Annotated in this window: 23 protein-coding genes; 11 read left to right on the top strand and 12 right to left on the bottom strand. The window is 71.6% G+C overall.

All coding sequences use genetic code 11. The features are described from left to right. Positions 1-7: 7 nt before the first annotated feature. Together OM076_RS01600 and OM076_RS01595 are read right to left on the bottom strand one after the other, a co-directional pair. Positions 8-598 carry a TetR/AcrR family transcriptional regulator gene (locus tag OM076_RS01600; RefSeq protein ID WP_270037579.1) on the bottom strand — a complete coding sequence of 197 codons (591 nt, stop codon included), beginning with the start codon at positions 596-598 and terminating at the stop codon, positions 8-10. 6 nt (positions 599-604) lie between these two features. Next, on the bottom strand, positions 605-2014 hold the full coding sequence (locus OM076_RS01595; RefSeq protein ID WP_270037578.1) for an MFS transporter: 1410 nt from the start codon (positions 2012-2014) through the stop codon (positions 605-607). A gap of 182 nt (positions 2015-2196) precedes the next feature. Here OM076_RS01595 and OM076_RS01590 point away from each other — a divergent pair, with 182 nt between their 5' ends. Next, positions 2197-2592: an SHOCT domain-containing protein gene (locus tag OM076_RS01590; RefSeq protein ID WP_270037577.1), complete on the top strand. Its 396-nt coding sequence runs from the start codon at positions 2197-2199 to the stop codon at positions 2590-2592. Between the two features lie 81 nt (positions 2593-2673). Then, complete coding sequence (locus OM076_RS01585; protein WP_270037576.1) at positions 2674-3387, top strand: alpha/beta fold hydrolase; 714 nt, start codon at positions 2674-2676, stop codon at positions 3385-3387. A gap of 41 nt (positions 3388-3428) precedes the next feature. Here the strand turns inward: OM076_RS01585 and OM076_RS01580 are convergent, their stop codons facing one another. Next, a complete protein-coding gene (locus OM076_RS01580; protein WP_270037575.1) occupies positions 3429-4220 on the bottom strand; it encodes an isocitrate lyase/PEP mutase family protein in 792 nt (263 codons plus the stop codon). A gap of 50 nt (positions 4221-4270) precedes the next feature. Between OM076_RS01580 and OM076_RS01575 the strand changes: the two genes are divergently transcribed. Next, a complete protein-coding gene (locus OM076_RS01575; RefSeq protein ID WP_270037573.1) occupies positions 4271-7009 on the top strand; it encodes a helix-turn-helix transcriptional regulator in 2739 nt (912 codons plus the stop codon). A gap of 60 nt (positions 7010-7069) precedes the next feature. After that, complete coding sequence (locus OM076_RS01570) at positions 7070-7708, top strand: hypothetical protein (RefSeq protein ID WP_270037572.1); 639 nt, start codon at positions 7070-7072, stop codon at positions 7706-7708. A gap of 111 nt (positions 7709-7819) precedes the next feature. On the opposite strand, the gene OM076_RS01565 is transcribed toward OM076_RS01570, so the two are convergent. From OM076_RS01565 to OM076_RS01550, 4 genes are all read right to left on the bottom strand, one after another. Next, positions 7820-8947, bottom strand: coding sequence for a carboxylate-amine ligase (locus tag OM076_RS01565; RefSeq protein ID WP_270037571.1), 1128 nt, complete (start codon positions 8945-8947; stop codon positions 7820-7822). Next, positions 8940-9779 (bottom strand): class II glutamine amidotransferase, encoded by an 840-nt coding sequence (locus OM076_RS01560; RefSeq protein WP_270037570.1) that lies wholly within the window; start codon positions 9777-9779, stop codon positions 8940-8942. The genes OM076_RS01565 and OM076_RS01560 overlap by 8 nt, the downstream gene beginning before the upstream one ends. Positions 9780-9887: 108 nt before the next feature. Then, positions 9888-12530 (bottom strand): cation-translocating P-type ATPase, encoded by a 2643-nt coding sequence (locus OM076_RS01555; RefSeq protein ID WP_270037568.1) that lies wholly within the window; start codon positions 12528-12530, stop codon positions 9888-9890. Between the two features lie 64 nt (positions 12531-12594). Next, positions 12595-14418, bottom strand: a complete 1824-nt coding sequence (locus OM076_RS01550) for a sensor histidine kinase (protein ID WP_270037567.1) — start codon at positions 14416-14418, stop codon at positions 12595-12597. 146 nt (positions 14419-14564) lie between these two features. Here OM076_RS01550 and OM076_RS01545 point away from each other — a divergent pair, with 146 nt between their 5' ends. Further along, entirely contained in the window at positions 14565-15257 is a 693-nt protein-coding gene (locus OM076_RS01545) for a response regulator transcription factor (protein ID WP_270037566.1), read from the top strand. A 45-nt stretch (positions 15258-15302) separates the two neighbouring features. On the opposite strand, the gene OM076_RS01540 is transcribed toward OM076_RS01545, so the two are convergent. Further along, positions 15303-16244: a universal stress protein gene (locus tag OM076_RS01540; RefSeq protein ID WP_270037565.1), complete on the bottom strand. Its 942-nt coding sequence runs from the start codon at positions 16242-16244 to the stop codon at positions 15303-15305. A 235-nt stretch (positions 16245-16479) separates the two neighbouring features. On the opposite strand from OM076_RS01540, the gene OM076_RS45820 reads away from it, so the two are divergent. After that, positions 16480-18498, top strand: a complete 2019-nt coding sequence (locus OM076_RS45820) for a winged helix-turn-helix domain-containing protein (protein ID WP_270037564.1) — start codon at positions 16480-16482, stop codon at positions 18496-18498. Here the strand turns inward: OM076_RS45820 and OM076_RS01530 are convergent. Continuing rightward, positions 18495-19262, bottom strand: coding sequence for a CYTH domain-containing protein (locus OM076_RS01530; protein WP_270037563.1), 768 nt, complete (start codon positions 19260-19262; stop codon positions 18495-18497). The two genes, OM076_RS45820 and OM076_RS01530, sit on opposite strands and share 4 nt — an antisense overlap. 151 nt (positions 19263-19413) lie before the next feature. On the opposite strand from OM076_RS01530, the gene OM076_RS01525 reads away from it, so the two are divergent. Beyond that, positions 19414-20934 carry a Ppx/GppA phosphatase family protein gene (locus OM076_RS01525; RefSeq protein WP_270037562.1) on the top strand — a complete coding sequence of 507 codons (1521 nt, stop codon included), beginning with the start codon at positions 19414-19416 and terminating at the stop codon, positions 20932-20934. Here OM076_RS01525 and OM076_RS01520 read toward each other — a convergent pair. Continuing rightward, positions 20921-21271: a DUF7144 family membrane protein gene (locus OM076_RS01520; RefSeq protein ID WP_270037561.1), complete on the bottom strand. Its 351-nt coding sequence runs from the start codon at positions 21269-21271 to the stop codon at positions 20921-20923. The genes OM076_RS01525 and OM076_RS01520 overlap by 14 nt on opposite strands. Positions 21272-21446: 175 nt before the next feature. On the opposite strand from OM076_RS01520, the gene OM076_RS01515 reads away from it, so the two are divergent. Continuing rightward, on the top strand, positions 21447-21893 hold the full coding sequence (locus OM076_RS01515) for a hypothetical protein (RefSeq protein ID WP_270037560.1): 447 nt from the start codon (positions 21447-21449) through the stop codon (positions 21891-21893). A gap of 152 nt (positions 21894-22045) precedes the next feature. Here the strand turns inward: OM076_RS01515 and OM076_RS01510 are convergent, their stop codons facing one another. Beyond that, positions 22046-22453, bottom strand: a complete 408-nt coding sequence (locus OM076_RS01510) for a YggT family protein (protein ID WP_270037558.1) — start codon at positions 22451-22453, stop codon at positions 22046-22048. Between the two features lie 162 nt (positions 22454-22615). On the opposite strand from OM076_RS01510, the gene OM076_RS01505 reads away from it, so the two are divergent. Both OM076_RS01505 and OM076_RS01500 read left to right on the top strand, forming a co-directional pair. After that, complete coding sequence (locus OM076_RS01505) at positions 22616-23104, top strand: DUF1269 domain-containing protein (RefSeq protein WP_270037557.1); 489 nt, start codon at positions 22616-22618, stop codon at positions 23102-23104. Between the two features lie 90 nt (positions 23105-23194). Next, positions 23195-23692, top strand: a complete 498-nt coding sequence (locus OM076_RS01500) for a DUF1269 domain-containing protein (RefSeq protein WP_270037554.1) — start codon at positions 23195-23197, stop codon at positions 23690-23692. Positions 23693-23705: 13 nt separating this feature from the next. Here the strand turns inward: OM076_RS01500 and OM076_RS01495 are convergent, their stop codons facing one another. Continuing rightward, positions 23706-24122 (bottom strand): response regulator, encoded by a 417-nt coding sequence (locus OM076_RS01495; RefSeq protein ID WP_270037553.1) that lies wholly within the window; start codon positions 24120-24122, stop codon positions 23706-23708. A gap of 256 nt (positions 24123-24378) precedes the next feature. On the opposite strand from OM076_RS01495, the gene argF reads away from it, so the two are divergent. Then, a complete protein-coding gene (gene argF, locus OM076_RS01490; protein ID WP_270037791.1) occupies positions 24379-25368 on the top strand; it encodes an ornithine carbamoyltransferase in 990 nt (329 codons plus the stop codon). Positions 25369-25372 lie beyond the last annotated feature (4 nt).

Genomic DNA, 25372 nt, shown 5'->3' with positions numbered 1-25372 from the left:
CACAGCGTCAGGCGAGCGCGCCGAGGATCGTGGCGGCCAGCGCCGGCCCCGCGTCGGCCTCGCCGATGCGGCCGGCGCCGAGCTCAGCGCCGGCGGCGTGCATCAGCGCCAGCAGCATCGACAGATGCCAGGCCACGGGAACGTCTGAACGGAAGCTCCCGTCAGCCTGGCCACGCTCGATCAAGGGGTGGAGCTTGTCGAGCACGGAAGCGTGACGGTCACGAAGCGCCTCGGCGCCGTGCTGCTCCGTATTGACGGCCACGAGCGCGTGATAGCGGCCGAGCGTGCGCCAGGTCTCGGTCACGACGCGCCCGAGCGCCTCCGCCGGAGGCCCCCGATCCGGCTCCGCGGCGTCGATCACGCGCGCGACCTCGGCGATCGCCCGGTGGGTGACGGCCTCGAGCAGCGCCTCGCGCGTCGGGAAGTGCACGTAGATCGTCGCCCGCACCACGCCCGCCTGCCGCGCGACCTGCGCCATGCTGGCCTCGGGGTCGCCGGCGAGGGCGTCGACGGCGGCGTCGAGGATGCGCGCGATGCTGCGCTCGGCGTCGGCGCGCCGGCGCGGTGGGTCGGGTGTCGTGGCGTGGTGGGCGGGCAAGGCGGCTCAGTGGATGGCGACGCGCGGGGCGAGCGCGAGCTTGGGCAGGAAGGTCCTCGCCGAGGGGAGGATGACGAGCGCGGCGGCGCCGGCGACGCCCGCGATGATGGCGGCGGCCAGGAACGCGTCGCCGATCCCGCTCGCGGCCGTGGGCCCGGCGGCGATGGTGGACAGGATCGCGATCCCGAGCGACCCGCCGATCTCATGCCCGGTGGTGGTCAGGCCCGAGAGCATCCCTGACTCGTGCTCGGCGGCGCCGGTGAGCATCGAGACCGAGACCGAGACGAGGATCAGCCCGAGGCCGGCGCCCGCGACGAGCATCCCGGGCAGCACGTCCGCGGCGTAGTTGCCGTGTGCGGTGACGCCGGAGAGCAGCAGCATTCCGGCGGCGGCGACGGCGAAGCCGGCGGCGAGCGGGATCCGGACCCCGGCGTGGGTGATGATATGGCTTCCGGCGTGCACGCCGGCGCCGATCGCGACGGCGAACGGCAGGAACGCGAGTCCGGTGGCCAGCGCTCCGGTGCCGAGCACGGTCTGGAGGTACAGCGAGGACAGCAGGAAGGACCCGAAGAGCACGGCCGAGGCGCCCAGCATCATCACGAAGCCCCCGCCCACGCCGCGATCGCGGAGACGCTGCACCCGCAGCAGCGGCTTGGCGGTACGCAGTTCGAGCGCGGCGAAGGCGGCGAGCCCGGCGAGCGCGACGCCGGTGAGACCGAGCGTCTGAGCCGAGGTCCAGCCGCTGCTCCGCGCTTGGGTGAGGGCGTAGACGAGCGAGCCGAGGCTGGCCGTGGCGAGCACTGCGCCGCGCAGATCGAGGCCACGCCACTGCGGCCGGACCGGATCGGTGGGCACGATCGTGAGTGCGCCGGCGGCCAGCGCGAGGCCGACGGGCAGATTGATGAAGAAGATCGCCCGCCAGTCGACGAGCTCGGTCAGCGCGCCGCCGAGCAGCACGCCGATGGCGGCGCCGGCCCCGCCGACCGCGCCCCAGACGCCGAGCGCCTTGGCGCGCTCGGGGCCGTGGAAGGTGGAGGTGATGATCGACAGCGCGGCCGGGGACAGCAGCGCCGCGCCGAGACCTTGTCCGGCGCGCGCGGCGAACAGCGTCGCGGCATCGCCGGCGAGCGCCGTCATCAGCGAAGCAGCGGTGAAGATGCCCAGGCCCGTGAGGAAGACGCGGCGCCGGCCCAGCAGGTCCGCGGCGCGCCCGCCGAGCAACAGCAGGCTGCCGAAGATCAGCGAGTAGCTGGTGATCGTCCACCCGATGTCGGCCTTGGCGATGTCCAGATCCTTGGCCAGGTCGGGCAGCGCGACGTTCACCGCGCTGATGTCGAGGATGACCATCAGCTGCGCCACGCACAGCAGCAGAAGCAGTGGCCAGCGGGTGTTCGGTGTGCGATGTCGGCCGTGCATTTCAAGCCCCGATCTAATCCAGACAACAGTGTCTGGATTAAGAAATCAGACAGGCGTGTCCGATGTCAAGGGTGGCTGCACCCGGCGCGGGACCGTCCTGGCAGGATGAGCCTGGATCACCCCGGGGACCGGCACCGTCCTGCTTCGAGACGTGAGCCAACCCACCCCGGAGGATTAATCGAATGTTGCTCGCCGCCGACTACCCGTTCCTGGACGTCCTGTGGACGATGATCCTGTTCTTCTTCTGGGTCGCCTGGATCTGGATCCTGGTCGGGATCATCACCGACCTGTTCCGCCGCCACGACACTTCAGGCTGGATCAAGGCCCTCTGGGTCATCTTCCTGATCTTCCTGCCGTTCCTCGGCGTGCTCGTCTATCTGATCGCCAACAGCAAGGGCATGGCCGAGCGCGGTGCCGAGCGGGCGCAGGCCAACGAGGAACAGCTCGCGAAGTACGTGCAGTCGGTGGCCGCGACCGGTGGCGCCGCAGGCGAGATCGAGAAGGCGAAGGCCCTCCTCGACAGCGGCGCGATCAACCAGACGGAGTTCGAGGCGCTGAAGGCCAAGGCGCTCGCCTGATCCAGTCAGCCGACGGTGTCACAGAACGACTGACCAATCCGGTCATGGGTGGTACTTGCACCCCGACCGGAAGGGCCACTCATGAAGTCAACTGTCGTGCTCGTGCACGGGGCGTTCGCCGGTTCGGCGAGCTGGGACGGTGTCACCGGCGCGCTGCTCGAGGCGGATCTCCCCGTGATCGCGGCCGCGAATCCGCTGCGCGGGCTCGCGGCCGATGCCCGGGCGATCAGCGACGTCGTCCGCTCGATCGACGGCCCGGTGCTGCTGGTCGCGCACTCCTACGGGGGCGCCGTCATGACGAACGTCGACGCCGGCGCCGGCGAGATCGTCGGGCTCGTCTACGTCAACGGGTTCGCCCCCGCGGCCGGAGAGAACTGCTTCGGGCTGGCCGCGATGTACCCGGGCAGCATGGTCGGCGAGGAGACGGTGCGGCCGGTGCCGCTCAGCGACGGCACGACGGACTTCTACATCGCTCCGGACAGCTACCACGACGTGTTCTGCGCGGACGTCCCCGCGGCGCAGGCCGCGATCATGGCCGCGACGCAGCGCCCGGCCACCCAGGAGGCGCTCGTCGAACCGTCAGGCGACCCGCTGTGGCAGGACGTGCCGTCATGGTTCGTGATCGGCGAGGAGGACCGCATCATCCCCGCCGCCCTGCAGCGCTTCGAAGCTGAGCGCGCCGGGGCGCGACGCACGCTCGAGCTGCCCGGCGCCTCGCATGCCGCCAGCGTCTCGCGGCCCCGCGAGGTCGTCGAGCTGATCCTCGAAGCTTCGCGGATGCCCGCGGCCGCCTAGGGTGGCCCGGCGCGGGCGGCGCCGCCATCGAACCACCCGCATCACACGGGCTCGGCGAGTGACGCGAGCTGCTCCCCGAAGTGCGCCATCGCATCGAAGTACAGGAACGGTCCCCAGCTGATCCGCGCTACGCCCAGCGCGGCCAGCTCGGCCGGCGGCGGCGCCTGCGGCAGCCGTGCGACGTTCACCGGGGCGCTGACCTCCGCTATGAAGCGGCGCAGCGGCTCCGCCGCATACAGGCCGACCGGATACACGCAGTCGACGCCGGCCTCGATGTAGGCCTGCGCGCGCCGCAGCGCCTCGGGAAGGAGCTCGTCCTGGGTCTCAGGGCCGGCGCCCGCGAGCATCGGAGCGAAGAAGACGTCGACGCGCGCGTTGATCACCAGCGGGTAGGAGGCCTCCGACGCGGCCTGTCGAACGCCGCTGAGCCACTCCGCGTGCCGGTCGACATCGTGGAGCTTGCCGGCGGCGTGATCGGTGTCTTCGAGATTGCAGCCGGCGGCCCCGGCACTCCGCAGCGCGGAGACGAGGGCCGCGGGCTGCATCCGGTAGCCGGCTTCGGCGTCGACCGTCACCGGCACCGTGACACCGCCGGCGATCCGTGCAGCGGCACCGAGCATCGCTTCGGCCGGCGCATGTTCGTGGTCGTCGTAGCCGAGCGTGGCGGCCACGCCGACACTGGTCGTCGCGACGACGGGAAACCCGGCCGCGACCACGGCCTTCGCCGTCGCGACGTCCCAGGCGTTCGGCAGCAGAAGCGGGGCGCCGGGACGGTGCAGCGACCGCAGCAGGTCGCACCGGGGGGACAGCTCGGCGTCGGATGAGGGGCGCATGTGCGGAGCCTACGCCGCACCCGCCGCTTCGCGATAATGCGGTGCGCCCCATGCTCGACGCCCACCGGTCATCCGGGCTGCTCGACCGCGTAGGCGAGCGCGACGCGCTGGAACAGCTCGTCGCGGGCGTGCGCGCGGGCCAGAGTCGCGTGCTCGTGCTGCGCGGCGAGGCGGGAGTCGGCAAGACCGCCCTGCTCGGGCACCTGTCGGCCAGCGCCGACGGAGTCCGGATCGCTCGGGCAGCCGGCGTCGAGTCCGAGATGGAGCTCCCGTTCGCCGGCCTGCACGCGCTGTGCGCGCACATGCTCGGCCGGCTTCGCGATCTGCCGACCCCGCAGCGCGATGCGCTCGGGATCGCGTTCGGGCTGAGCACCGGTCCCCCGCCCGACCGGTTCCTCGTCGGATTGGCGGTCCTGAGCCTGCTGGCCGACGCCGCCGAGGAGCAGCCGCTCGTGTGCATCGTCGACGACGCGCAGTGGCTGGACCGGGTGTCGGCACAGACGCTCGCGTTCGTGGCGCGCCGGCTCTTGGCCGAACCGCTGGGTCTGGTGTTCGCGCTGCGCGAGCCGGGTGAAGGTCACGCGCTCGAAGGGCTACCGGAGCTCGTGATCGACGGGCTCGCCGCCGACGATGCGCAGGTGCTGCTGGATTCGGCGGTCACCGGGCCGCTCGACGAGCGGGTCAGGGCACAGATCCTCGCCGAGACGCGCGGCAACCCGCTGGCCCTGATCGAGCTGCCGCGCGGGTTGACGCCGGCCGAGCTCGCCGGCGGGTTCGGGCTCCTCGAGGTGCGCCGGCTGGCGAGCCGCATCGAGCACACCTTCCTCGAGCGTGTCCGGACGCTTCCGCGCGACGCGCAGCTGCTGCTCCTGACGGCGGCGGCCGAGCCGCTGGGCGATTCGAGCCTGCTGCGGCACGCGGCCGAGCGCCTCGGCATCGCCGTCGACGCCGGCCGGCCGGCCGAGGCCGCCGGGCTGATCGAGCTCGGGTTGCGCGTACGTTTCTCGCACCCGCTCGTCCGCTCAGCGGTCTACCGGGCGGCGGACCCCGGTGACCGCCGCGACGCGCACCAGGCGCTCGCGATGGTCACCGACCCGGTGCTCGATCCCGACCGGCGGGCGTGGCATCGCGCGCAGGCGACCGCCGCGCCCGACGAAGCGGTCGCCGCGGAGATGGCGCGCTCCGCCGACCGCGCCCAGCGCCGAGGCGGCCTGGCCGCGGCCGCCGCGTTCCTGCAGCGCGCAGCCGAGCTGACGCCGGACCCGGCCGTGCGCGTCGAGCGCTTGCTCGACGCGGCACGGGCGAAGCTCGACGTCGCCGACGCCGTGTCCGCCTCCACCCTGCTCGGCGCCGCCGAGCTCGCGGCGGCCGACGAGCTCCAGCGCGCACGGCTGGAGCGCCTGCGCGCGCAGATCGTGTTCAACACGCAGCGCGGGCGCGACGCGCCGCCCCTGCTGCTCAAAGCGGCCAGGCGGCTTGAACCGATGGACGCCGCGATGGCCCGCGAGACCTATCTCGAGGCGATCGCATCAGCGATGTTCGCGGGTCGCCTCGGCAGCGGCCCGGACGCGCGTGAGGTCGCCGAGTCCGCGCGCGCGTCGCAGCCGCTGTCTGACCCGCGTGTGGCCGACGTGCTGCTCGACGCCCTGATCACGCGCTTCACCGAGGGGTACGCGGCAGCGGTCGCGCCGCTCTCGAGGGCGCTGCGCGCCTTCGGCGAGCCCGACGGCGGCGGAACGGACCTGCGCTGGCTGTGGCTGGCGTGCCGGCTCGCGCAGGACCTCTGGGACGACGATCTCTGGCACCTCCTCGCGACCCGCGGCGTACGCGTGGCGCGCGACACCGGCGCACTCCACCTGCTCCCGAACGCGCTCAACCACCTCGCCGTCGTCAACGTCCACTCCGGGGACTTCGCCACCGCCGCGGCGCAGATCGCCGAGGTCGATGCGCTCGCGCAGGCGACCGGGCTCCCGCCGCTGAAGTACGCGACGGGCATGCTGGCCGCCGGGCGCGGCGATCAAGGCCGGATGCAGGCGATCGCCGACGTCGCGCTGCCGAGTGCGCTCGCGCGCGGCGAAGGCTCGGCGGTCAGCGGGTACTGGTTGTTCATGGCGCGGCTGCACAACGGCCTCGGCCACTACGACGAGGCGCTGGCGGCCGCGCGGCAGGCCTGCGAGCACGAGGACGCCGTGATCTACGGCTGGGCGCTGATCGAACTGATCGAGGCGGCCGTGCGCACCGATCACCCGCACGAGGCCGCGGCGGCGCTCGAGCGCCTGAGTGGGCGTACGCACGCGAGCGGCACCGAATGGGCGCTCGGGGTCCAAGCGCGCTGCCACGCGCTGGTCGACGGCGATGAATCGCGCTTCCGCGAATCGATCGAGCGGCTCGGGCGCAGTCGCGCAGCGGTCGAGCTCGAGCGCAGCCGGCTCGTGTACGGGGAGTGGCTGCGGCGCGAGCACCGGCGCACCGACGCGCGCGTGCTTCTGCGTGGCGCCTACGAGAGCTTCAGCCGCATGGGGGCCGAAGCGTTCTCCGAGCGTGCCCGCCGCGAGCTCCTCGCCACCGGCGAGACCGTGCGCCGGCTCACCCCGGAGACGCGCGACGTCCTGACGCCGCAGGAGCTCCAGGTCGCGCGGCTGGCTCGCGAAGGGCACACCAACACGGAGATCGGCGCCCAGCTGTTCATCAGCCCGCGCACGGTCGAGTACCACCTGCACAAGGTCTTCCGCAAGCTCGATGTCAGCAGCCGCAAAGCGCTCCGCGAGGGAGCGACGTCGCTTGACTGACGACCGGCGGGGTGTAGGTTGACGGCAAGGCGAAGGGAGGAGACGCAGGTGTTCGCGAGCATGAGGCGGTATCGACTTCAGGCCGGGCAGCAGGCCGAGTTCATGCGCCGGGTCGACGATTCGTTCGCCGACCGGATCGCCACTCAGCCGGGGTTCGTTTGCTACGAGCTCATCGACTGCGGCGGCGGGGATCTCTTCACGATGAGCATGTTCCTCGAGCCCGGTCAGGCCGAGACCTCGCGTGAGCTGGCGCGACGCTGGACACAGGACAACCTCCAGGACATGGCCCACACGCGCTACGACGCGATCCATGGCGCGAGCCTGGTCAACCGCGCCGCTCCGGGCATGCTCGAGCCGGGCCATGCCGATGCCGCGAGCAAGCGCGCGAGCATCCGCTATTACCGGCTGCGGCACGGCACCGTCGAAGAGCTCCTGCAGCGCGTCGACGAGGTCTTCGCCGATCGCATCCGGGCGATGGACGGCTTCGAGGCCTACCACCTGCTCGACTGCGGCAACGACGAAGTGCTGTGGATCAGCGTCCTGCGCGATGACGAGGCGATCGAGGAAGCCGACGAGCGAGCGGCGCACTTCGTGCGCACGGAGCTCGCGGACTTCCGCCCCGAGCGGATCGTCTCGATCCGCGGCGAGATCGCCGTCAGCCGCGCGAACGCGGAGCTGCTCGAACCCGCGACCGCATAGGTTCGCGGAGCGTGGTCACTAAACGTGGCCTGACAACGTTTAGTGACCACACCGCGTGCCGGCGGGGTGATCGGCGCGGGTGAGAACTTACGACTTACGGCACTCGCGCGGTCACGCCACCGCCGCCTCCCGCGCCGGTGCGAACTGCTCGGCGAGCCGCGCCGGCAGCGCGCCGGCGCCGTCGTGGCGAGCCCACTCGCGCTGGCGCGCGTCCCCTGGCGCGATCGCGAGCTCGGCCGCCGCGGCCAGCTCGTCCTCACAGTCCAGCTGACACGCCACCGGCGCGCACGCGACGAGCAGATTCGCCACGCACTTGACCATCGAGTGGCGTTGCATGGTGGCCGGGTCCACGATCTCCGCCCGCATCCCGTCGCGTGCGGCGAGAAAGCGGTTCTCGGCGAGCAGCTCCGGCGCGGCCATGCAGCTCTCCACGCCCGCGCTGCGCCCCAGGCACTGAACGACCGCCGCCAGCGCGCCCACGTCGGCCGTCCGCGACTGGGCGTCCATGATGCGCACCTCGAGCGTGCCGAGCCGCGGCTGGAGCCGGGCGTCCCACCACACGAAGCTGGGCTCGGGAATCGCTTCGGTGTGGAGCAACTGCTCGATCGTGCGCACGTAGGCGGCGTAGCTGCCGAAGCGCCGCGGCATCCCGGTGCGCGGGAAGGCGCCGAAGAGCGGCGTGCGCATCGAGGCGAAGCCGGAGTCGGCTCCGCGCCAGAACGGCGAGTTCGCCGACAGCGCGAGCAGGAGCGGAAGCGCGCCCCGCAGGCGGTCGAGCGCGCGCACCGCGGTGTCGGCGTCGGGCATCGCCACGTGGACGTGCTGCGCCATCGTCGGTTCGCGATGCGCGAGCGCCCGCATCGTCGACTCGACCTCGCGGTAGCGCGCTCCGGACGCCGTCTGGACGTCCTCGCCGGCCGCGGTGGGATGCGTCCCGGCCACCGCCGCTCGCAGCCCGAGCCGGCCCACGACCACCTCGTTGAGATCGTCGCGCAGCCCACGCAGTTCATCGACCGCCTCGCGCACCGTCCCGTGCGGCCCTGTTCTGAGCTCCACGACGCACGCGTGCGTCTCGGCGCACATGTGCGGCACGAGGTGCTCCGGGAGGGCGGCGAGGACGTCGTCGACCCGGTTGGCCGGCGACCAGTCGAGCGGATCGAGCAGCAGCACCTCCTCCTCGATGCCGACGGTCCACGGCCGGTCGGCGGCCGCGGGATTCCATTCGGCCCACTCAGGCATGCGCCGCGCTCACCGGCACGCGCGGTGTGAACGCCTGGTGCTCGAGCACACCTCCGTGGCGCACCGTCACCGCGCTCGACTGCGGGATCTCGTGCCAAAGGCCCGGCAGGTCGGAGAACGGCTCGGAGACGATCAAGCGGTCCTCCGCGCTCAGGCGCGCGAAGCGCGGGTTGTCGGGGTGCAGGCGCTTGATCGCGTCCGCGTCCGAGGACGCGAACAACGTGCGCGCCGGGCCCTGCGTCGCGTAGCGCACCGCCCACAGCGTGCTGCCGTCGGAGACGCCGAACGTTCCCTGGACGGCATCGGGGATGCCATGCTGCTCGGCCACCGCCTCGATCAGGCCCACGGTGCGCTCCAGCGCGCCGATCGGATCCTCGCGCAGCCCGAAGGTGAGCGCGACGTGGAAGACGACCTCGGTGTCCGTCGATCCCTGCACGTCGGCGAACAGGCCCGGCTCGATCGCCAGCATCAGGTCCCGGCGGACTGCGTGGAGGCCGCCGATGTACCCGTTGTGCACGAACAGCCAGTTCTCGTGACGGAACGGATGGCAGTTCGTCGGCTGCACCGCGGAGCCGATCGCCGCGCGCACGTGCGCCATGAACAACGGCGACTCGATGTGGCCGGCGAGCTCGCGCAGGTTCGCGTCACCCCAGGCCGGCGCCACGGAGTGGTAGAGCCCGGGACCCTCGCCCGAGCCGTACCAGCCGAGGCCGAACCCGTCCCCGTTGGTCGGTTCCGCGCCCATGCGCGAATGCAGGCTCTGGTCGACGATCCCATGCTGGGTGTTGAACAGGAGCTCTTCGATGAGGACCGGTTGCCCGAGCCAAGCCATCCAGCGGCACATGTGTGTTCCTCCTCCAGGGGTCGTTTCAGAGCATCTTCCGCGGCACGCGGCGCGCCAAGGGAGTACGCATCCGGATTCAGGAAGGCAGGCACCCGTTCAACGGCGAGTCGCCGCGAGGAGGAACGGGAACGCCGCGCCGGCACAGATGGCCCACTGGCCCGCGCGCAAGCCCTCGGTCTCGAGCACCATCTGCGTCAGGCGGGCCTCGACCCCGAGCACGATCGCGCCGATCGAGACAGCCGCCGCGAGCAGCAGCGGACGCACCGGAGTCCGCTCGGCGCGGGCGGAGAATGAGAGAGCAACGGTCGTGAAGGCGAACGTCGCGAGCCCCATCGTGCGTGCCACCGGCGTGCCCCAGTTCCCCTCGGCGAGCGCGATCACACCGAGCGTCACGGCCGCCTGCACGGCCGCGACGGGGGCGATGCGCGAATAGCCGGGCGCTGACGGGACGGGTGGCCGCGGAGTGGCGTCCACGCGATCGTGCCCGCGCCACCCGAGCGCGATCCCCTGCGCGAGCTGCGCTGTCAAGCCTCCATACAAGACCTGGATCGGCAGGAAGGGCATCCCGCCCGCGACGGCCAGCACGCTCGCCCCGGCGAACGTGAGGATCGTCCCGATCAGCACGCCGGACTCCAAGCGCGTGTACCGGACGAGGTCGTCGTAGGCGCCGCGACCGCCCCCGATCACCGCCGCCATCCACGTCGTGACATCGCCGGTCAGGGTCACCGCGGCCACCGCCCGGCTGACGTCCGTCCGGTCACCCGCGGTCGCCATCCCGATGTCCGCGGCTCGCACGGCGGGCGCGTCGTCGAGGCCACGGCCGGCGACGCCGACCACATGGCCTGCACGCTCGAGTCCCGCGACCAGACGGACGCGCTGCGCGGGCGTCGCACCGGCCAGAACGCCGATCCGGTCGAGTTCGCCGGCCAGTTCACGGTCGCTGATCGCCGCCAGCGCGGTACCGGTGATCGTTCGGCCCTCGATCGCGACGGACCTGGCCAGCGCTTCGGCGACCGGCACCGGCCGGCCCGTGACGAGGCGAACGCGGACGCCGGCCGCCTTGGCCGACGCGACCGCCGCTCTCGCCCCCTCGCGCGGCGGATCGGCGATGCCCACCAGGGCCAGCAGCGTCAGCCCGTCGACGATCGTCAGCGCATTCGCGGGAACCTCGAAGCCGGTGTCGGCGAAGTCACGGTGGCCGAACGCGACGACCTGCAGCCCGCGGTCGGCGAGCTCCGCGCTCTCGGTGAGATACCGCTCGCGAGCACGGGCATCGATGCGCAACGGACGCGGGCCCGGCCCCTGCTCGGTCACGGCCCGGCCGAGCAGGCTGTCGGGCGTGCCGCGGGCGAAGCAGCGGACCACGGTGGTGCCCGACTCGTCGGACATCCGGTGAAACGTCGCCATCAACCCGTGCGTGGCGTCGTAGGGCGCTTCGGCGACGCGCGGCCAGCGCGAGCGCGTGACGGCGACGTCGACACCGCCCTTCTCCGCGAGGGCGACGAGCGCGCCCTCGACCGGATCGCCGGTCAGCTCACCATCGCTGATGACCGCGCCGGTGCTGAGCGCGAGCCCGGTCAGAACCGGCTCGAGCGCCAGCTCGGGGTCGCCGGCCACGTGCTTGATCGTGCCGGCGGTCGAGTAGCGCCGGCGCGGCAGCACCAACTCGACCGCGGCCGGCCGTCCGTGCGTCAGCACCCCGCTCGCGCCGACGTTGAGCGCCGACATCGACCCCAGCGCCGTGAGTGCCGGCGCCCGGCGGACGACCGCGCCCGCGCGTTCCAGCAGCTTCGCGGCGCGCGCGACGATCACCGCGACGACCACCGGAAGGCCGATGGGGAGCGCGCCGACGGTGAGGGCGACCGCCGCCAGGGCGATGCTGTCGGCATCCTCGGCGCGCAGGAGCCCGAGCGCGACCATCAGGATCAGCGCCACGCCGCCGAAGATCAGGCTCCGGCGCATGAGCCACGGCGGCCCGCTGGTGATCGCTGCCGCGACCTCGCCGGGCGCCGCGAGCAGCTCGGAGATGCGCCCCGCCTCCGTGGCCAGACCAGTGGCGGTGACGACGAGCTCGCCGGTGCCGTGCGTGACGCGGGTGCCCAGATAGAGCATGTCCGTCCGTTCCGCCAGCGAAGCGTCCGTGTCGATCACGAGGTCGACGCCCTTTCTCGCCGGGACGCGTTCACCCGTGAGCGCCGACTCGTCGACCTCCAGCGTGAAGCTCTCGAGCAGCCGCCCGTCAGCCGCCACCGGCTCACCCGCCTCGACGAGCAGGACATCGCCCGGGACCAGTTCCCGGGCAGGCACGCGCAGCGTCCTCCCGTCACGCCGCACCGACGCGCTCGCGGGAAAGAGCCGCTGCAACGCGGAGCCGGCGTCGGACGGCTCGCCCTCGGAGCGCACGCCGAGCACCGCGTGCACCAACGACACCGCGAGGACCACGAAGCCGGTGAGCGGCTCACCGAGCACGAAGCACCCGATGCTCGCCGCGGCGAGCAGGAGTGGCATCGGCTCCATGTATTGGCGGGTGAACGCCCAACGGCGTGGCTCGCGCTCGGCCGCCGCCGGCGCATTCGGCCCGAACACGGCGCGACGCTGCGCCGCTTCTTGGCTCGTCAGACCGACGCGCGGGTCGACATGGAAGGCGCGCAGCACATCGGCGCCGGGGAGTGCGTGCCAGGCTGGGGGCTCGTTGGCGACGTCCGGATCGACATGCGCCGCGACGATCGCGTCGCCCATGGCCAGACCCTCTCGCCGTCGCGCGCCGGCCGCAATAGGGTGCGCACACCACAGCGGGTGGTGTCTACGCGAGTCGGCCGTTCTCGCCGGCCCGGCCCGCCGCGCGCAGCAGCGGCACCTCCGCGAGCACCCGGGTACCGTGGCCCGGCGCGGAATCGATCAGCAGGCGCCCGCCGACGGCTTCGATCCGGTCCGACATGTTCCGAAGCCCGCCGGGGGCCGGCCCGGGCACGAACCCGGCCCCGTCGTCGCGGACCTCGAGCGTCAGGTGATCGTCCTGGCGGATGGTGATCCACACCGCGGTGGCCCCGTGCGCGTGCTTCTGCACGTTCTGCAGCGCTTCGATGCAGACGTAGTAGATCGCCAGCTCGATCTCGGGCGGCTGGCGCGACACGCGATGCGTGATCAGATGGACCGGGAGCACCGAGCCCGAAACGCTGCCGCGCAGCGCGTCCTCCAAGCCGCGATCGCTCAGCACCGCCGGGTAGACGCCGTGCGCGATCGAGCGGACTTCCTCGAGCGCCTGCTCGATCTCGCAGCCGAGGTCGCCCACCGCCTTGCGCCCGGCCACCGGATCGGTCGCAAGCAGCTCCTCAGCCAGTGACAGCCTGATGCGCAACAGGATCAGGCGCTGCTGCGCGCCGTCGTGCAGGTCGCGCTCGATCCGGGAGCGCTCCTTGTCGGCCGCCCGCACCAACCGCGCGCGGGAGTCCTCGAGCTGTCGCAGCGACCCGGCGAGCCTCCGGCGCATCTGCGCATGGCGCAGCCATGACAAGATCAGCGCCTGGACAGCGTGCAGCAGCTCATCGTCGTCGCGCAGGGCGTGGTCGTGCACGAGCAGGGCCAGCGGCACCCGGCCGTCGGTGATGGTCGTCAGCGCACGGCCGTTATCGCTGGCCATCGCCCCGAAAACGATTTCGCCTGATGTGGTCCGCCAACGGCCGGCGACGCCATCCGGGAGCAGGACATCGATGCCGGGATCGTCCAGCACCGCCGCCAGCTCCGCCTGCAACTGCGTCGCCCCGGGCTCGGCGCTGAACACGATGCTCAGGCGCTCGAGCATCTGACCGACCAGCATCCGGCGTGCGACGAGCCCGATGAAGAACGCGGCGGCGATACCCGGAATCCAGAGGCTCCAGAGCACGCCGAGCGTGTTGACGGCGCTCGAGTCCGGCGCCGCTTCACGCACCGCGAGGTAGGCGGCGAGTGTCATACAGCAGCCGATGCCCGTCACCGTCACCGGTGCCATCTGTCGCCGTCGCTGCCGGTTGGCCCCGCGCAACCGGCGGATCAACACGACGACGATCGCGATCATCAGGATCCCGGCGAGCAACTCGCGAATCGGCCTGACCACGTCCATGAACGCCGGCTCGGCATCGAGGATGAGGAACGCGTTCGGGGGGCAGTCAGTGGTGCATACGGCCCACGGTGTTCCCAGCGGATACGCCTCGACGAACAAGGCCGAGCCGATGAACGAGGTCATGACGAGGAGAACGCTGGCCCCGTACAGGCTCCGCTCGGCACCCGCTCGCAGGCGCCCCTCGGGATAGACCAGGATCAGGTAGAGCAAGAACGGGAAGATCAGCCAGGCGACGACACGTCCGATGCTGTACGCCGGATTGGAGTCCGTATAGCCGAGCGCCGTCAGCGACCAGATGAATCCCGCGGCGATCAACGCGATACCGAACCGGCGGGTCTGTGGATTCCGCAACCCGTAGATTCCACCGGCGATCGGAACGCAGATGATCAGGGCCTGTCGAATGGCGATGGCGAGCGGATCCGGCGGGTGGGCGCGAAGCGTGATCACCACCGCCCCGGCCGCCAGCGCCGCGGCCGCGACGGCGAGCGCGACTTCATTGACCGTACGTCGGCTGTACGCGTGCGTCATTCGAATAGCTGCGAGACGGCTGAACCCCTCCAGGGGCGCAGCCTACACCGGGCACCTCCGGGGCATGAGGAACGTGTCAGCAGGCGCTCTGAAGCCAAACCTCGCAGAGGATGCAATTCCGGCGGCGATGGACTACGGTCCGCCACATGACGATCCGCGTCGTACTGGCCGAGGACAACCTGTTGGTCCGGGAAGGCGTACGCCAGCTGCTCGCCACCGACTGCTCGATCGACGTGGTGGCCGCCGTCGGAGACGTCGACGAGCTGCGCGATGTCTGCGAGCGAGAGCGCCCCGCGGTCGTGGTGACCGACATCCGCATGCCCCCGACGCATAACGATGAGGGTATCCAGTTTGCTACCGAACTCCGTACGCGCCATCCGGAGATCGGGGTCGTCGTCCTCAGTCAGTACTCGGACCCGAGTTATGCCATCGCGCTGCTCGATGACGGGTCCGACGGACGGGCCTACCTGCTCAAGGAGCGCATCCACAACCGCGCGGAGTTGACCGGCGCGATCCGTGCCGTCGCCGCCGGCGGCTCGGTGGTCGACTCGGGCGTCGTCGTCGGGCTGGTGCACGCCCGCTCCGAGAGCGATCACTCCCCGCTGAAGGAGTTGACGGTGCGCGAGCGCGAGGTGCTGAGCGAGATCGCGCAGGGCAAGAGCAACATGGCGATCGCCGACTCCCTGTTCCTCACCAAACGCGCGGTCGAGAAGCACATCAACGCGATCTTCCTCAAGCTCGGGCTCGCCAACGCGGAGGATGTCTCCAAGCGTGTCGCGGCCGCGCTGATGCTCCTCGCCGAGCCGGGCGGCACGCAGCACACGCCGACCCCGCACTGATCGCTAGGCATTCGCCCGGCCGGCGGGAACCGGCCGGGCGATCGCTCAAGTCCCGCGTGCCGCCTGGGTCTGTGCATCCGCGAGCAGCGCGTCGGTCTTCGCATCCGCGCCGCGCGGAAGCACGAGCACCGGGCACGTCGCGGCTGCGATGACCTTGCGCGAGACGCTGCCGAGCAGCACCGCCCGCTTGGGCCCCAGCGCGCGCGAGCCCATGATCAGCATGTCAACGTGCCGTGACGCCGCCAGCAGGCCCTCGGCCGCCTCGTTGAACAGCACGTCGGTCTCGACGTCCACGCCCGCGCCCAGCTCGGCGACCACCGCGGCCAGCTCGCTCTCGGCATCGAGCCGTCCCCGCGCCGCTTGGCGCTCCGATGGACTGACGTCGTGGTGTTGCTCGGCGAGCATGCCGTGCGATTGCTGGGCGGCGTGCTTGGGGTCCAGCACCGTGATCGCGAGGACCCGGACGCTCGCCGCGCGGGCGAGGGCGATCGCGGCGTGCAGCGCCTCCCGGCCCTCGTCGGTCACGGTATACGCCGCTCCGATCAGGCGAATGCCACCCTCGGGACGGCGATAACCGAGCGGAACGATCGCCACTGGACATGAGCTGGCGTGGATCACCCGCTGGGCGGTGGTGCCGAGCGTTCGCGGCGTTCCCCGCCGCGAGGCGCCGAGCACGATCAGCTCAGGGCTGATCTCGTCCATCGCCTGCGCCAGCCCTCGCGCGGCGCTCGAGTCGTCGAAGACCCGGATGTCCGGGTCGTGGATGCCGCGGCGCACGAGCTCCTTGCGCAGTTGCGAGATCTGGTCGTCGTGCTCGTACACGACGTCGTTCATGAGCGGGACGCCGTGGTCGACCGAGACGATCACCAGCGGCGCGCCGGTGATGCGGCTCGCCGCCAGGCCGAACTCGATCGGCTCGTGCGCCGCAGGCCCCGGGGCGAAGGCGGCGACGATCGGCGCGCGTGACTGGGATGCGGAGGACTCCATGAACCGACGCTATGCCGGGCGCCGGAGGCGGGCATCGCCTGATTCGGGTGATGCTCTGCGCCCGACAGGGTGGTGTGGGCGCCCTCACGCGAGGCGGGTATGCCTCCTTGGCGCGGCACCGGCGTCAAGGGATGCTGGTTCCTCCGTGATGACGCCGGAAACCGCATTCCTGCTTCACCCGCTCTCGAGGCCTCTCGACCCGGGCGAGCGCCCGCCGAGGCTGCGACCGGGAACCGTGCAGCGCGGACGGCTCGTGCGCCCGCTGACCGCCTGCCGCGACCGGCCGATCGCGATGATCACCGCGCCCGCGGGCTACGGCAAGACGACCCTGCTCACGCAATGGGCGCTGCGCGACGAGCGGCCGTTCACGTGGGTCGATTCCGGCGCGGCCGCGCTGGCGGCGATCCAGGCTGCCGCGGGCGCCCCCGCGCACCGCGTGGTCGTCCTCGACGAGGCCGACCGGCTCCCGCCCGCAGAGCTCCGGCGGATCCTCGACGTCGCCCGAGACCTCCCCGCGGGCGCGATGCTCGCGCTCGGCTCGCGTGCGGCGCTCGCCGAGCCGACGGGTCGGCTCCGCGCCGAGCGCCTCCTGCTCGAGCTCGGACCCGCGGACCTCGCGCTGACGCACCTCGAGGCTGCGCGGATGTTGACCGCCGCCGGGCTGCGGCTGGACGACGACCAGGTCACGCGCCTGCTCGCGCGGACCGAAGGCTGGCCGGCGGCGCTCTCGCTGGCGGCGACCGCGCTCGAGGATGTGCACGACGTCGACCGCGCGATCGCCGGGTTCGACGGTGCCGACCGGATCGTCGCGGACTATCTGCAGTGCGACCTGCTGGCGCGCCTGACGCGGTCCGAGCGCACGCTCCTGCGCCGCTGCTCGATTCTCTGCCGGCTGAGCGGGCCGTTGTGCGACGCCGTGCTCGACGTCCACGGCGCCGGCGCAACGCTCCGCAGCCTGGTGCGTGCCGGGTTGCCGCTGACGCCGCTGGACCGGTCCGACCAGGCGTTTCGCCAGCATCCGCTGCTGGCGTCGATGCTCCGCGCCGAGCTGATGCGCGCCGAACCGGAGCTCGAGCCGACCCTGCACCGGCGCGCCGCGCTCTGGTACGCCGAAGCCGGCGATACCACCGCCGCGATCCAGCACGCCATCGCGTGTCGTGACACCGAGATCGCCGGCCGGATGCTCTGGTCGATCGCGCCTGAGATCCTCGCCGAGGGTCGCGGGGCACGACTCGGCGGATCGCTGACGCGGTTCCGCGAGAGCGAGATCGCCTCGCATCCGGGGCTCGCGCTGGCCGCGGCGGCGTATCACCTCGCCGAGGACCGGCGCGGCCGCGCGCAGGGCTGGTCGGAAGCAGCCGACCGGCTGCTGCCCGCCGCGAAGAGCGACTGGTCCGGCCCGGCGACGCTCATCCGCGCCTGCCTCGCCCGCGATGGCATCGCCCGCCTCCAAGCCGATGCCGAGCACGCCTGCGACCGGATGCCACTGGACGGCGCCGGGCACTGCCTCGCGCTGTATCTCAGTGGCGTGGCGCACCACCTCGGCGGCTCTGGCGCGACGGCGCGTGAGCGGCTCGACGACGCCGCCTGCCGCTCGGCCGACGCCTATCCGGTGCTGAACGGCCTCATCCACGCCCAACTGGGGCTCCTGGCGATCGACGCCACCGACTGGACCGAGGCCGACGCGCACGCCAACGCCGCGTACGCCGCCCTCGCCCCCGGGCCGTCACCCGACGCCGCGCACGCCCTCGCCCTCGCCGTGTTCGGCGTCGTGGCCGCGCAGCGGGCCGATGTCGCTCAGGCACGCCACGACGCCGCCCACGCAGGCCGTCTGCTGGCCGCGCTGACCGACACGACGCCGTGGCTGCTCGCGCAGACGCACGTCTGGCTGGCACGCGCGCAGATCCGCCTCAGCGACGGCCCGACCGCGCGCATGCACCTGGCCCGCGCGGCACGCTTCGCGGGGCAGGTCAAGGACTCCCCCGTCCTGGCCGAGTGGATTCACGACGGCTGGGAGCGTGCCGACGCGTTCGCCTGCAGTGTGACCGGCGACGGGCCGACGCTCACCAACGCCGAGCTCCGCGTGCTGCGGATGCTGCCCAGTCACATGACGTTCCGCGAGATCAGCGAGCGCCTGCACGTCTCGACCAACACGGTCAAGACGCAGGCGCTGTCGGTGTATCGCAAGCTCGATGTCTCATGCCGCTCGGAGGCGGTCGACCGCGGTCGCCTCGCCGGCGTGATCGAGAACTAGCGGGCGTTGAGCGCGCCGGTGAAGAACTCCAGCGCCTTGCGCGTCTTGGTCTGCTGCTCGCCGCCGAGGTCGAGCCCGCGCTTCGCGAGGAAGCCGCGCGTCTCAGCCGCGACCTGAAAGGCCTCCGCCGGCGCGCACTTCGTCGAGAGCTCGAGGATGCGCGAGCCGTCCGGGTAGAGCCACAGCTCGGTGACCAGCCGGCGGTCGAACCCCTCCACGAGGCCCTTGAGCTTGAGCACGAAGACCGGGCCGAGCACGGCGAGATCGTTGATCGCGATCCCGTCCGGAGCGTGGTCCGCGTAGAGCCGTCGCTGCTCCTTCGAATAGAGCTTCTCGAGCGACCGCTTCCCGTGCACCGACTGGCGGACGTCGTCGGCGCCGAGCATCGCCTTCATCGTGCCCGAGCACACGAACCCGCCCGGCAGCGCGTCGACCTCGACCGTGAACGCGGCCGACTGCCGGATGGCCTTGGGCAATTCGCTCGGGACGACCGGTCGCAGCTTGATCACGGAGTCGTCGCGGCGCTTCTGGACGCGACGCGCACGCACGACGACGCCCTGCTTGTTGAGGGCGAGATCGGGCGTGTCGAAGAAGAACACCTGGCGGATCTGCGCGTCGAGCGGGTCGAGCCCGAGCGCGTGCACCGTCGCCGCGTGCGCGTGCTCGGCGACCGTCACCTTCAGCTCCACGCTGTCGGCCCCTTCGATCAGCGACAGCAGTTCCGGCAGGGTCTCGTCGGTATAAGCGCGCTGCGTCGTCGTCATCTCGCCCTCCTTGTGATTGCCCACGAGCCTCGCGAACGGGCGGGTGTCGCGCCACCGCGCTCGCCGGTGTCTGGCCACGTGCCTGCATGCCGCCCCGCCTCGTGCCTGCGCCCTGGCGTGGGCGCGCGCGGCTGCGCAGACTCGGGCGGAGATGCCGACCGCCGAGACCCATTCCGCTCCGCTCCCCACGGTCGGCCGCTGGGAGTGGCGGGCCTTCGGGGCTGACATCGCGGAGGCGGAGCGTCACCTGGCGGCGCTGCCGGCCGACTCCGTCGAGGAGAGCGACGAGGTCTACTTGCTCTCGTCCGCCAGCGACGCGTCGGTGAAGCTCCGCGACGGCGTGATCGATGTCAAGGAGCTGCAGGACGTGCGGCCCGACGGGCTGCAGCAATGGCTCCCAGTGCTCAAAGCGCCATTCCCCCTGGACGCCGACGCCGCCGGCCGTGTGCTGGCGGCGCTCGGCGTCGGCGCGACGCTCGCGGGTGGCGTCCACTCGATCGGCGAACTCGCCGCCGCGAGCCCTGGCCTGCGCGCCCTGCACGTGCGCAAGCGGCGCCGGCACTACACGTTCGGCGGCTGCATGGCCGAGCTCACCGAGCTCACGGCCGGCACGCAATCGACCCGGACGGTCGCGGTCGAGGCGAACGATCCAGAGCTCGTGGGCCGGACGGGGCGCGCGCTCGGCCTCGGCGGGCACGGAAACACCGCCATCGCGCGTGGCATCAAACTCCTCGCGGCCTTCGGCCGGCCATGCGTCGCGATCATCGACGTCGGCACCAACTCGGTCAAGTTCCTGCTCGCCGCGCATGCTGCCGACGGCACGTGGCCCACGCTCGCCGATCGGGCCGAGGTGACGCGACTCGGCCAGGACGTCGAACGGACCGGACATCTGGGAGCGGCCCCGATGACGCGCACGGTCGAGGCGATCGCGGGCATGGCCGATCAAGCGCGGCGGGCCGGCGCCGAGGCGATCACGGCGGTCGGCACGGCCGGGCTGCGCAGCGCGCCCAACGCCGCGGAGTTCATCGCGGCGGTGCAGGCCCGCTGCGGCATCACCATCGAGGTCATCTCCGGAGAAGAAGAGGCCAGGCTCGCCTATGTGGCCGCCACGTCCGGCCTCGACGCGAGCGGCGCATTGGTCGTCTTCGACACCGGAGGCGGCAGCTCGCAGTTCACGTTCGGCGACCCACGGCACGTGTCCGAGCGCTTCAGCGTGGACGTCGGCGCGGTGCGCCTCACGGAGCACTTCGCCCTCGGCGACGCCGTCTCCGAGGACGTGCTCTCGTCGGTGACCGTCGCGATCGCGGGCGAGCTCGTCCGCCTCGACGGCCGGCGCGCACCCGCTCGCGTGATCGGCATGGGCGGCGCCGTCACCAACCTCGCCGCGGTCAAGCACGGCATGGTGACCTACGACCGTGACGTCGTCCAGGGCACGGTCCTCGACCGGCTCGAGATCGATCGTCAGATCGACCTCTACCGCACGCGCAGCGCCGAGCAGCGGCGCGCGATCGTCGGGCTGCAGCCCGCGCGGGCCGAGGTCATCCTCGCCGGCGCATGCATCGTCCGTACCGTCCTGGAGCTGCTCGGAGCGGACGCGCTCACCGTGTCAGACCGCGCCCTGCGGCACGGTCTGCTCGCCGAGCGGTACGCACTCGCCGTCAATCCCGTATGAACGCGTCGCCGTGCGCCGTCACGGCCCACAGCACGAGTGCGTTGCAGACGATCGCGATGCTCGACCACGCCGGATAGGCGCCGAACATCAGGAAGTTCGCCAGCACCCCGCACACCGCGACGAACATCGCGAGCAGGGTCCCGCCGAACCACCGGAGGCCCAGCAGGACCGCGGTGACGAGCTGCACGCCGGCGATCGCGAGCGAGATCCAGCCCCAGGTCTCGAGGTTCGAGAAGAGCAGGCCGCCCTCGGCGAAATGCTCTTTCTTGGCCAGGGAGGTGACGCCCCAGATCAGGTTGGCCGCGCCTGCGAGTGCGAGGTAGGTCGCGGCGAACATCACCCATCCGCGGCTGCTCTCGTGTTCGACCCCTGCATCGGTGTACATCTCGTTCCCCCCATGGCGGTGGTTGCGTGGACGATCGACCCGGCGCCGAGCGTGGCAGCGGCGCCGCGGATCTCCATCACCCGATCCGCATGATGGAGCGCGCGCGGTGCGCGGCGATCCTGCGCCCATGACCCTCGCCGACGCGGAGGCCACGCCGGGCGTGAACCCCGTCGTCGCCATCCTGATCCTCAGCGCGATGGCCGGGGTGCTCGTCGTCGTGTTCGCGCGGACGTTCGCGTCAGCCCACAGGTCCCGCGGGAAGCTTCGCCACTGCCCGGTGTGTCACGGCGACGCGCTGCGCGACGTGCGCGACGAACGGATCAGCGACGTGAGCTCTCAGGTGTCGTTGCAGTGCGGCGAGTGCTCGACGTGGCGGCGCATGGTCACCAACCATGCGGACCTCGTCTGGGAGGTCAAGGCGCTCGACCGCGACCGGCAGGTGATCTGTGCCGAGATCGAACAGCTCGAGCTCCCTGAGCGACAGCTCGTCACGCGCGACGGCCACGCCACGGCGGCCGTCCGCGCGTCACACGCCAAAGGCCGCGCGCCAGCCACGCGGACGCGGCAACGTTGAGCACGAGCGACTCGAACCGTCCTGGTCTCTGCGGGCGCAAGATCATGCCCGCAGCATCGAACCGCCCCGGGTTGCGGCGCATCATCCGGTCGGGATGACGCGGGTGGCGCGGCCGTACGCGGCCGCGCGCTCCGCCGCGACGCGTACCCGGCTCACACCGCGGTTGGGCGTCGCGCCGGATCCTCGACCACCGCTTGGGGCACCGGCCCGCCCACGGGTTGCCGGGCGCGCAGCTGGTAGACCTTCTCGGACAGCCAATCGATCAACGCGCTGAGGCACAACCCGACGATGCCGTACACGATCATGGCGAACAGCACCGAGGTGTCCAGGACCGAGTTGCCGGTCAGCTGGATCGACTCGAAGATCCCGCGGAACGGCGCCATCACGCGGTCCAGGCTGCGGTAGACCCACTCGGCGAACCCGGCGTCCGGATTCGCCCCGAACAGCAGCAGGAAGAACCCGAGCACGAGGATGATCAACGCGATGATCGTGAACGTGTAGACCAGGTAGGTGAGCGCGCGGGCGGCACGCACGATGGTGAGCGATCGCGACTGGTGCATGAGATCATCGAACCGTCGCTTCGCGACTCAGGCAAGGGTGCCGGCTTCTCCGTCGCCGGGAGGTGTACACGCGGCACACGCAGTGTGGTGTGCGCGCCTTCACAATTAGCGGGCACACCCCCTTGGTCGTCTCATGTTCCGCGCGGGATGCTTCAGGCTCTCATGGACACTCTGAGCGTGTGGTGCTTCCCAGGCCCGGATGCCGCCGAGCGGCTGGTGTGTCGCCTCGACGGCGGCACCGGGAGCGGTCGCGTCGCGATTGACGACGCCGCGCTCGTCTCGTGGCCCTCGGGGCGCCGCACGCCGGCGATCCGCGAGCTCGGAGGCCTCACCGGGCCCGGCACGCTGTGGGGCGGATTCTGGGGCATGCTGCTCGGGCTGATCTTCCTCACACCGCTGGCCGGCCCCCGGTTCGGCGCCGCCGCCGGCGCGGTGGCGGGCAGCTTCTCGGAGTTCGGTGTCTCCGACGACTTCGTCATGCGCGTCCGGGAGGAGGTGACACCGGGCACCTCGGCGATCTTCTTGATCAGCACGCGATCCTCGGCGCAGTCCGTCGCCGAGGCGTTTGCCGACCTTGACGCGACGGTCCTGCGCTCCGAGCTCTCGGTCGAGCAGGAGGAGCGCCTCCGGGAGGCGCTCAGCGACCGCTGAGCGACCGGCGATCATCCGATCCGGGTGAGGCATCGACGGCGAGCCGTCATGAGACTGGGGCCGTAGTCGAACCAAGAAGGAGATGCACGGGTGAGCACACTGGTGGCAATCGCCTATCCCGATCTGCAGACGGCGGAAAAGGTGCGCGCCGAGCTGATTCAGGCAACGAAGGAGCAGATCCTCCAGCTCGAGGATGCTGTCGTGGTCGAGCACCGCGCCGACGGGAAGATCAAGCTGCACCAGGCGATGAGCCCGGCCGGCACAGCCGCCGCCGGCGGCGCGGTGTGGGGCGGGCTGATCGGCCTGCTCTTCCTCGCACCGCTGCTGGGCATGGCGATCGGCGGCGCGAGCGGCGCGCTCGCCGGCAAGATGACCGACACGGGCGTCAACGACGACTTCCTGAAGAACCTGGGCGCCAACATGCCGCCCGGCGGGGCGGCCCTGATCATCCTCGGCCGCGCGGGAGCGCCGGCCAAGGTCATCGATCGTATGCGCCCGTACGGGGGCGAGCTGATCCAGACGTCGCTCGACGACGAAGCCGAGGAGCGGCTGCGCGTCGCGCTCGGCGAGCCGGTCGCCGCGGCCTAGGCCCCGCGCCTCACTAACCGCCCGTCGCGTCCCGCGGCGGGCGGTCGCCACGTCTGTGCACGACCCACAGCCCGCGCAGCAGCCGCGGCGTCAGCCAGTGCTTCTGGAGCAGGGCGGTCGCGCCGCACCCGCGAGCCAGGCGCGAGAGCGTCTCGGGCTCGAGGCTCGAGGCGAGGATGATGATCCGATCCGGGTCCTCGCGGTGCAGCCGGTCCGCGACGTCGATGCCGTCGATGCCCGGCATCCGGACGTCGAGGATCACGATGTCCGGATCCAGGCGGGGGATGAGCTCGAGCGCCGACTCGCCGTCAGCGGACTCCCCCACGAGCTCGAAGCCCGGGGTGCTGTCGACGATCGCCCGCGCCGCGCTTCGGAACACCGCCTGGTCGTCGACCGTGACGACACGGACGGGTCGTGGCCGCACGCTCACGTCGAGTCCGATCGAGCTGCAGGCATAGGGTGAACGATGGCCCCGCGCGACCCTCGCGGGCAAGGGCGCGCGCCTCCCCGCCTGAAGCATGTATGCACCATTGTGGGAGGCCCAGTCCGCAGCGGATTCTTCGGCCATGGCGTGCGGCTCGCGAGCGCAACGAACCCAACCCCGCCACGGCGGGGGTCGAGGTGAACCGATCTCCCTTGATGCGTGAAAGGACTCGAACATGACGACGACCACCCAGCACCGTGACGTGGCCGCCGGACTGAAGGGCCGCAACTTCCTTACGTTCGAGGACTACAGCGCCGTGGAGATCCGGTACCTGATCGAGCTCGCCGCCGAGCTCAAGGCCGCCAAGCGCAGCGGGCGCGAGCAGAAGCACCTCGTCGGCAAGGAGATCGCGCTGATCTTCGAGAAGGACTCGACGCGCACGCGCTGCGCCTTCGAGGTCGCCGCCTACGACCAGGGTGCGCATGTGACGTTCATCGGCCCGGGCGGGTCGCACATGGGCCACAAGGAGAGCGTCAAGGACACCGCGCGGGTGCTCGGCCGGATGTACGACGCGATCGAGTACCGCGGGTCCGGCGAAGCGGTCGCGGTCGAGCTCGCGCGCTGGGCCGGCGTGCCGGTCTACAACGGGCTGGCCGACGAGTGCCACCCGACCCAGATGCTCGCCGACTTCCTGACGATGCGCGAGCACTTCGGCAAGGCCTACGAGGACATGACGTTCTGCTACCTCGGCGACGCCCGCTTCGGCATGGCCAACAGCTACTTGATCACCGGGACCAAGCTCGGCATGGACGTGCGGATCGCGGCCCCGCGGTCGCTGTGGCCGTCGCAGGCGCTGATCGACCACGCGCAGGAGCTTCCCGGGCCGGTGACGATCACCGAGGACGTCGCCGAGGCGGTGCGCGGCTGCGACGTCCTGCTGACCGGCGCCTGGATCTCGATGGGCGATTCCGACGACGTCCGGGGCGAGCGCATACGGCTGCTCATGCCGTACCAGGTCAACGCGGACACGATGGCGCTGACGGGCAACCCCGGCGTCCGGTTCATGCACTGCCTGCCGGCGTTTCACAACACCGACACGCAACTCGGCAGGCAGATCGAGCGCAAGTTCGGGTTGACCGCGCTCGAGGTGACCGAGGAGGTCTTCGAGTCGCCGGCGTCGATCGTCTTCGATGAGGCCGAGAACCGCATGCACACGATCAAGGCGGTCATGGTCGCCACGCTGGCGAGATAGGGGA

This window comes from Solirubrobacter ginsenosidimutans, from assembly GCF_027587205.1.
The sequence above is the reverse complement of the archived record's forward strand: the minus strand, read 5'-3'. Positions and strand labels throughout refer to the sequence as shown.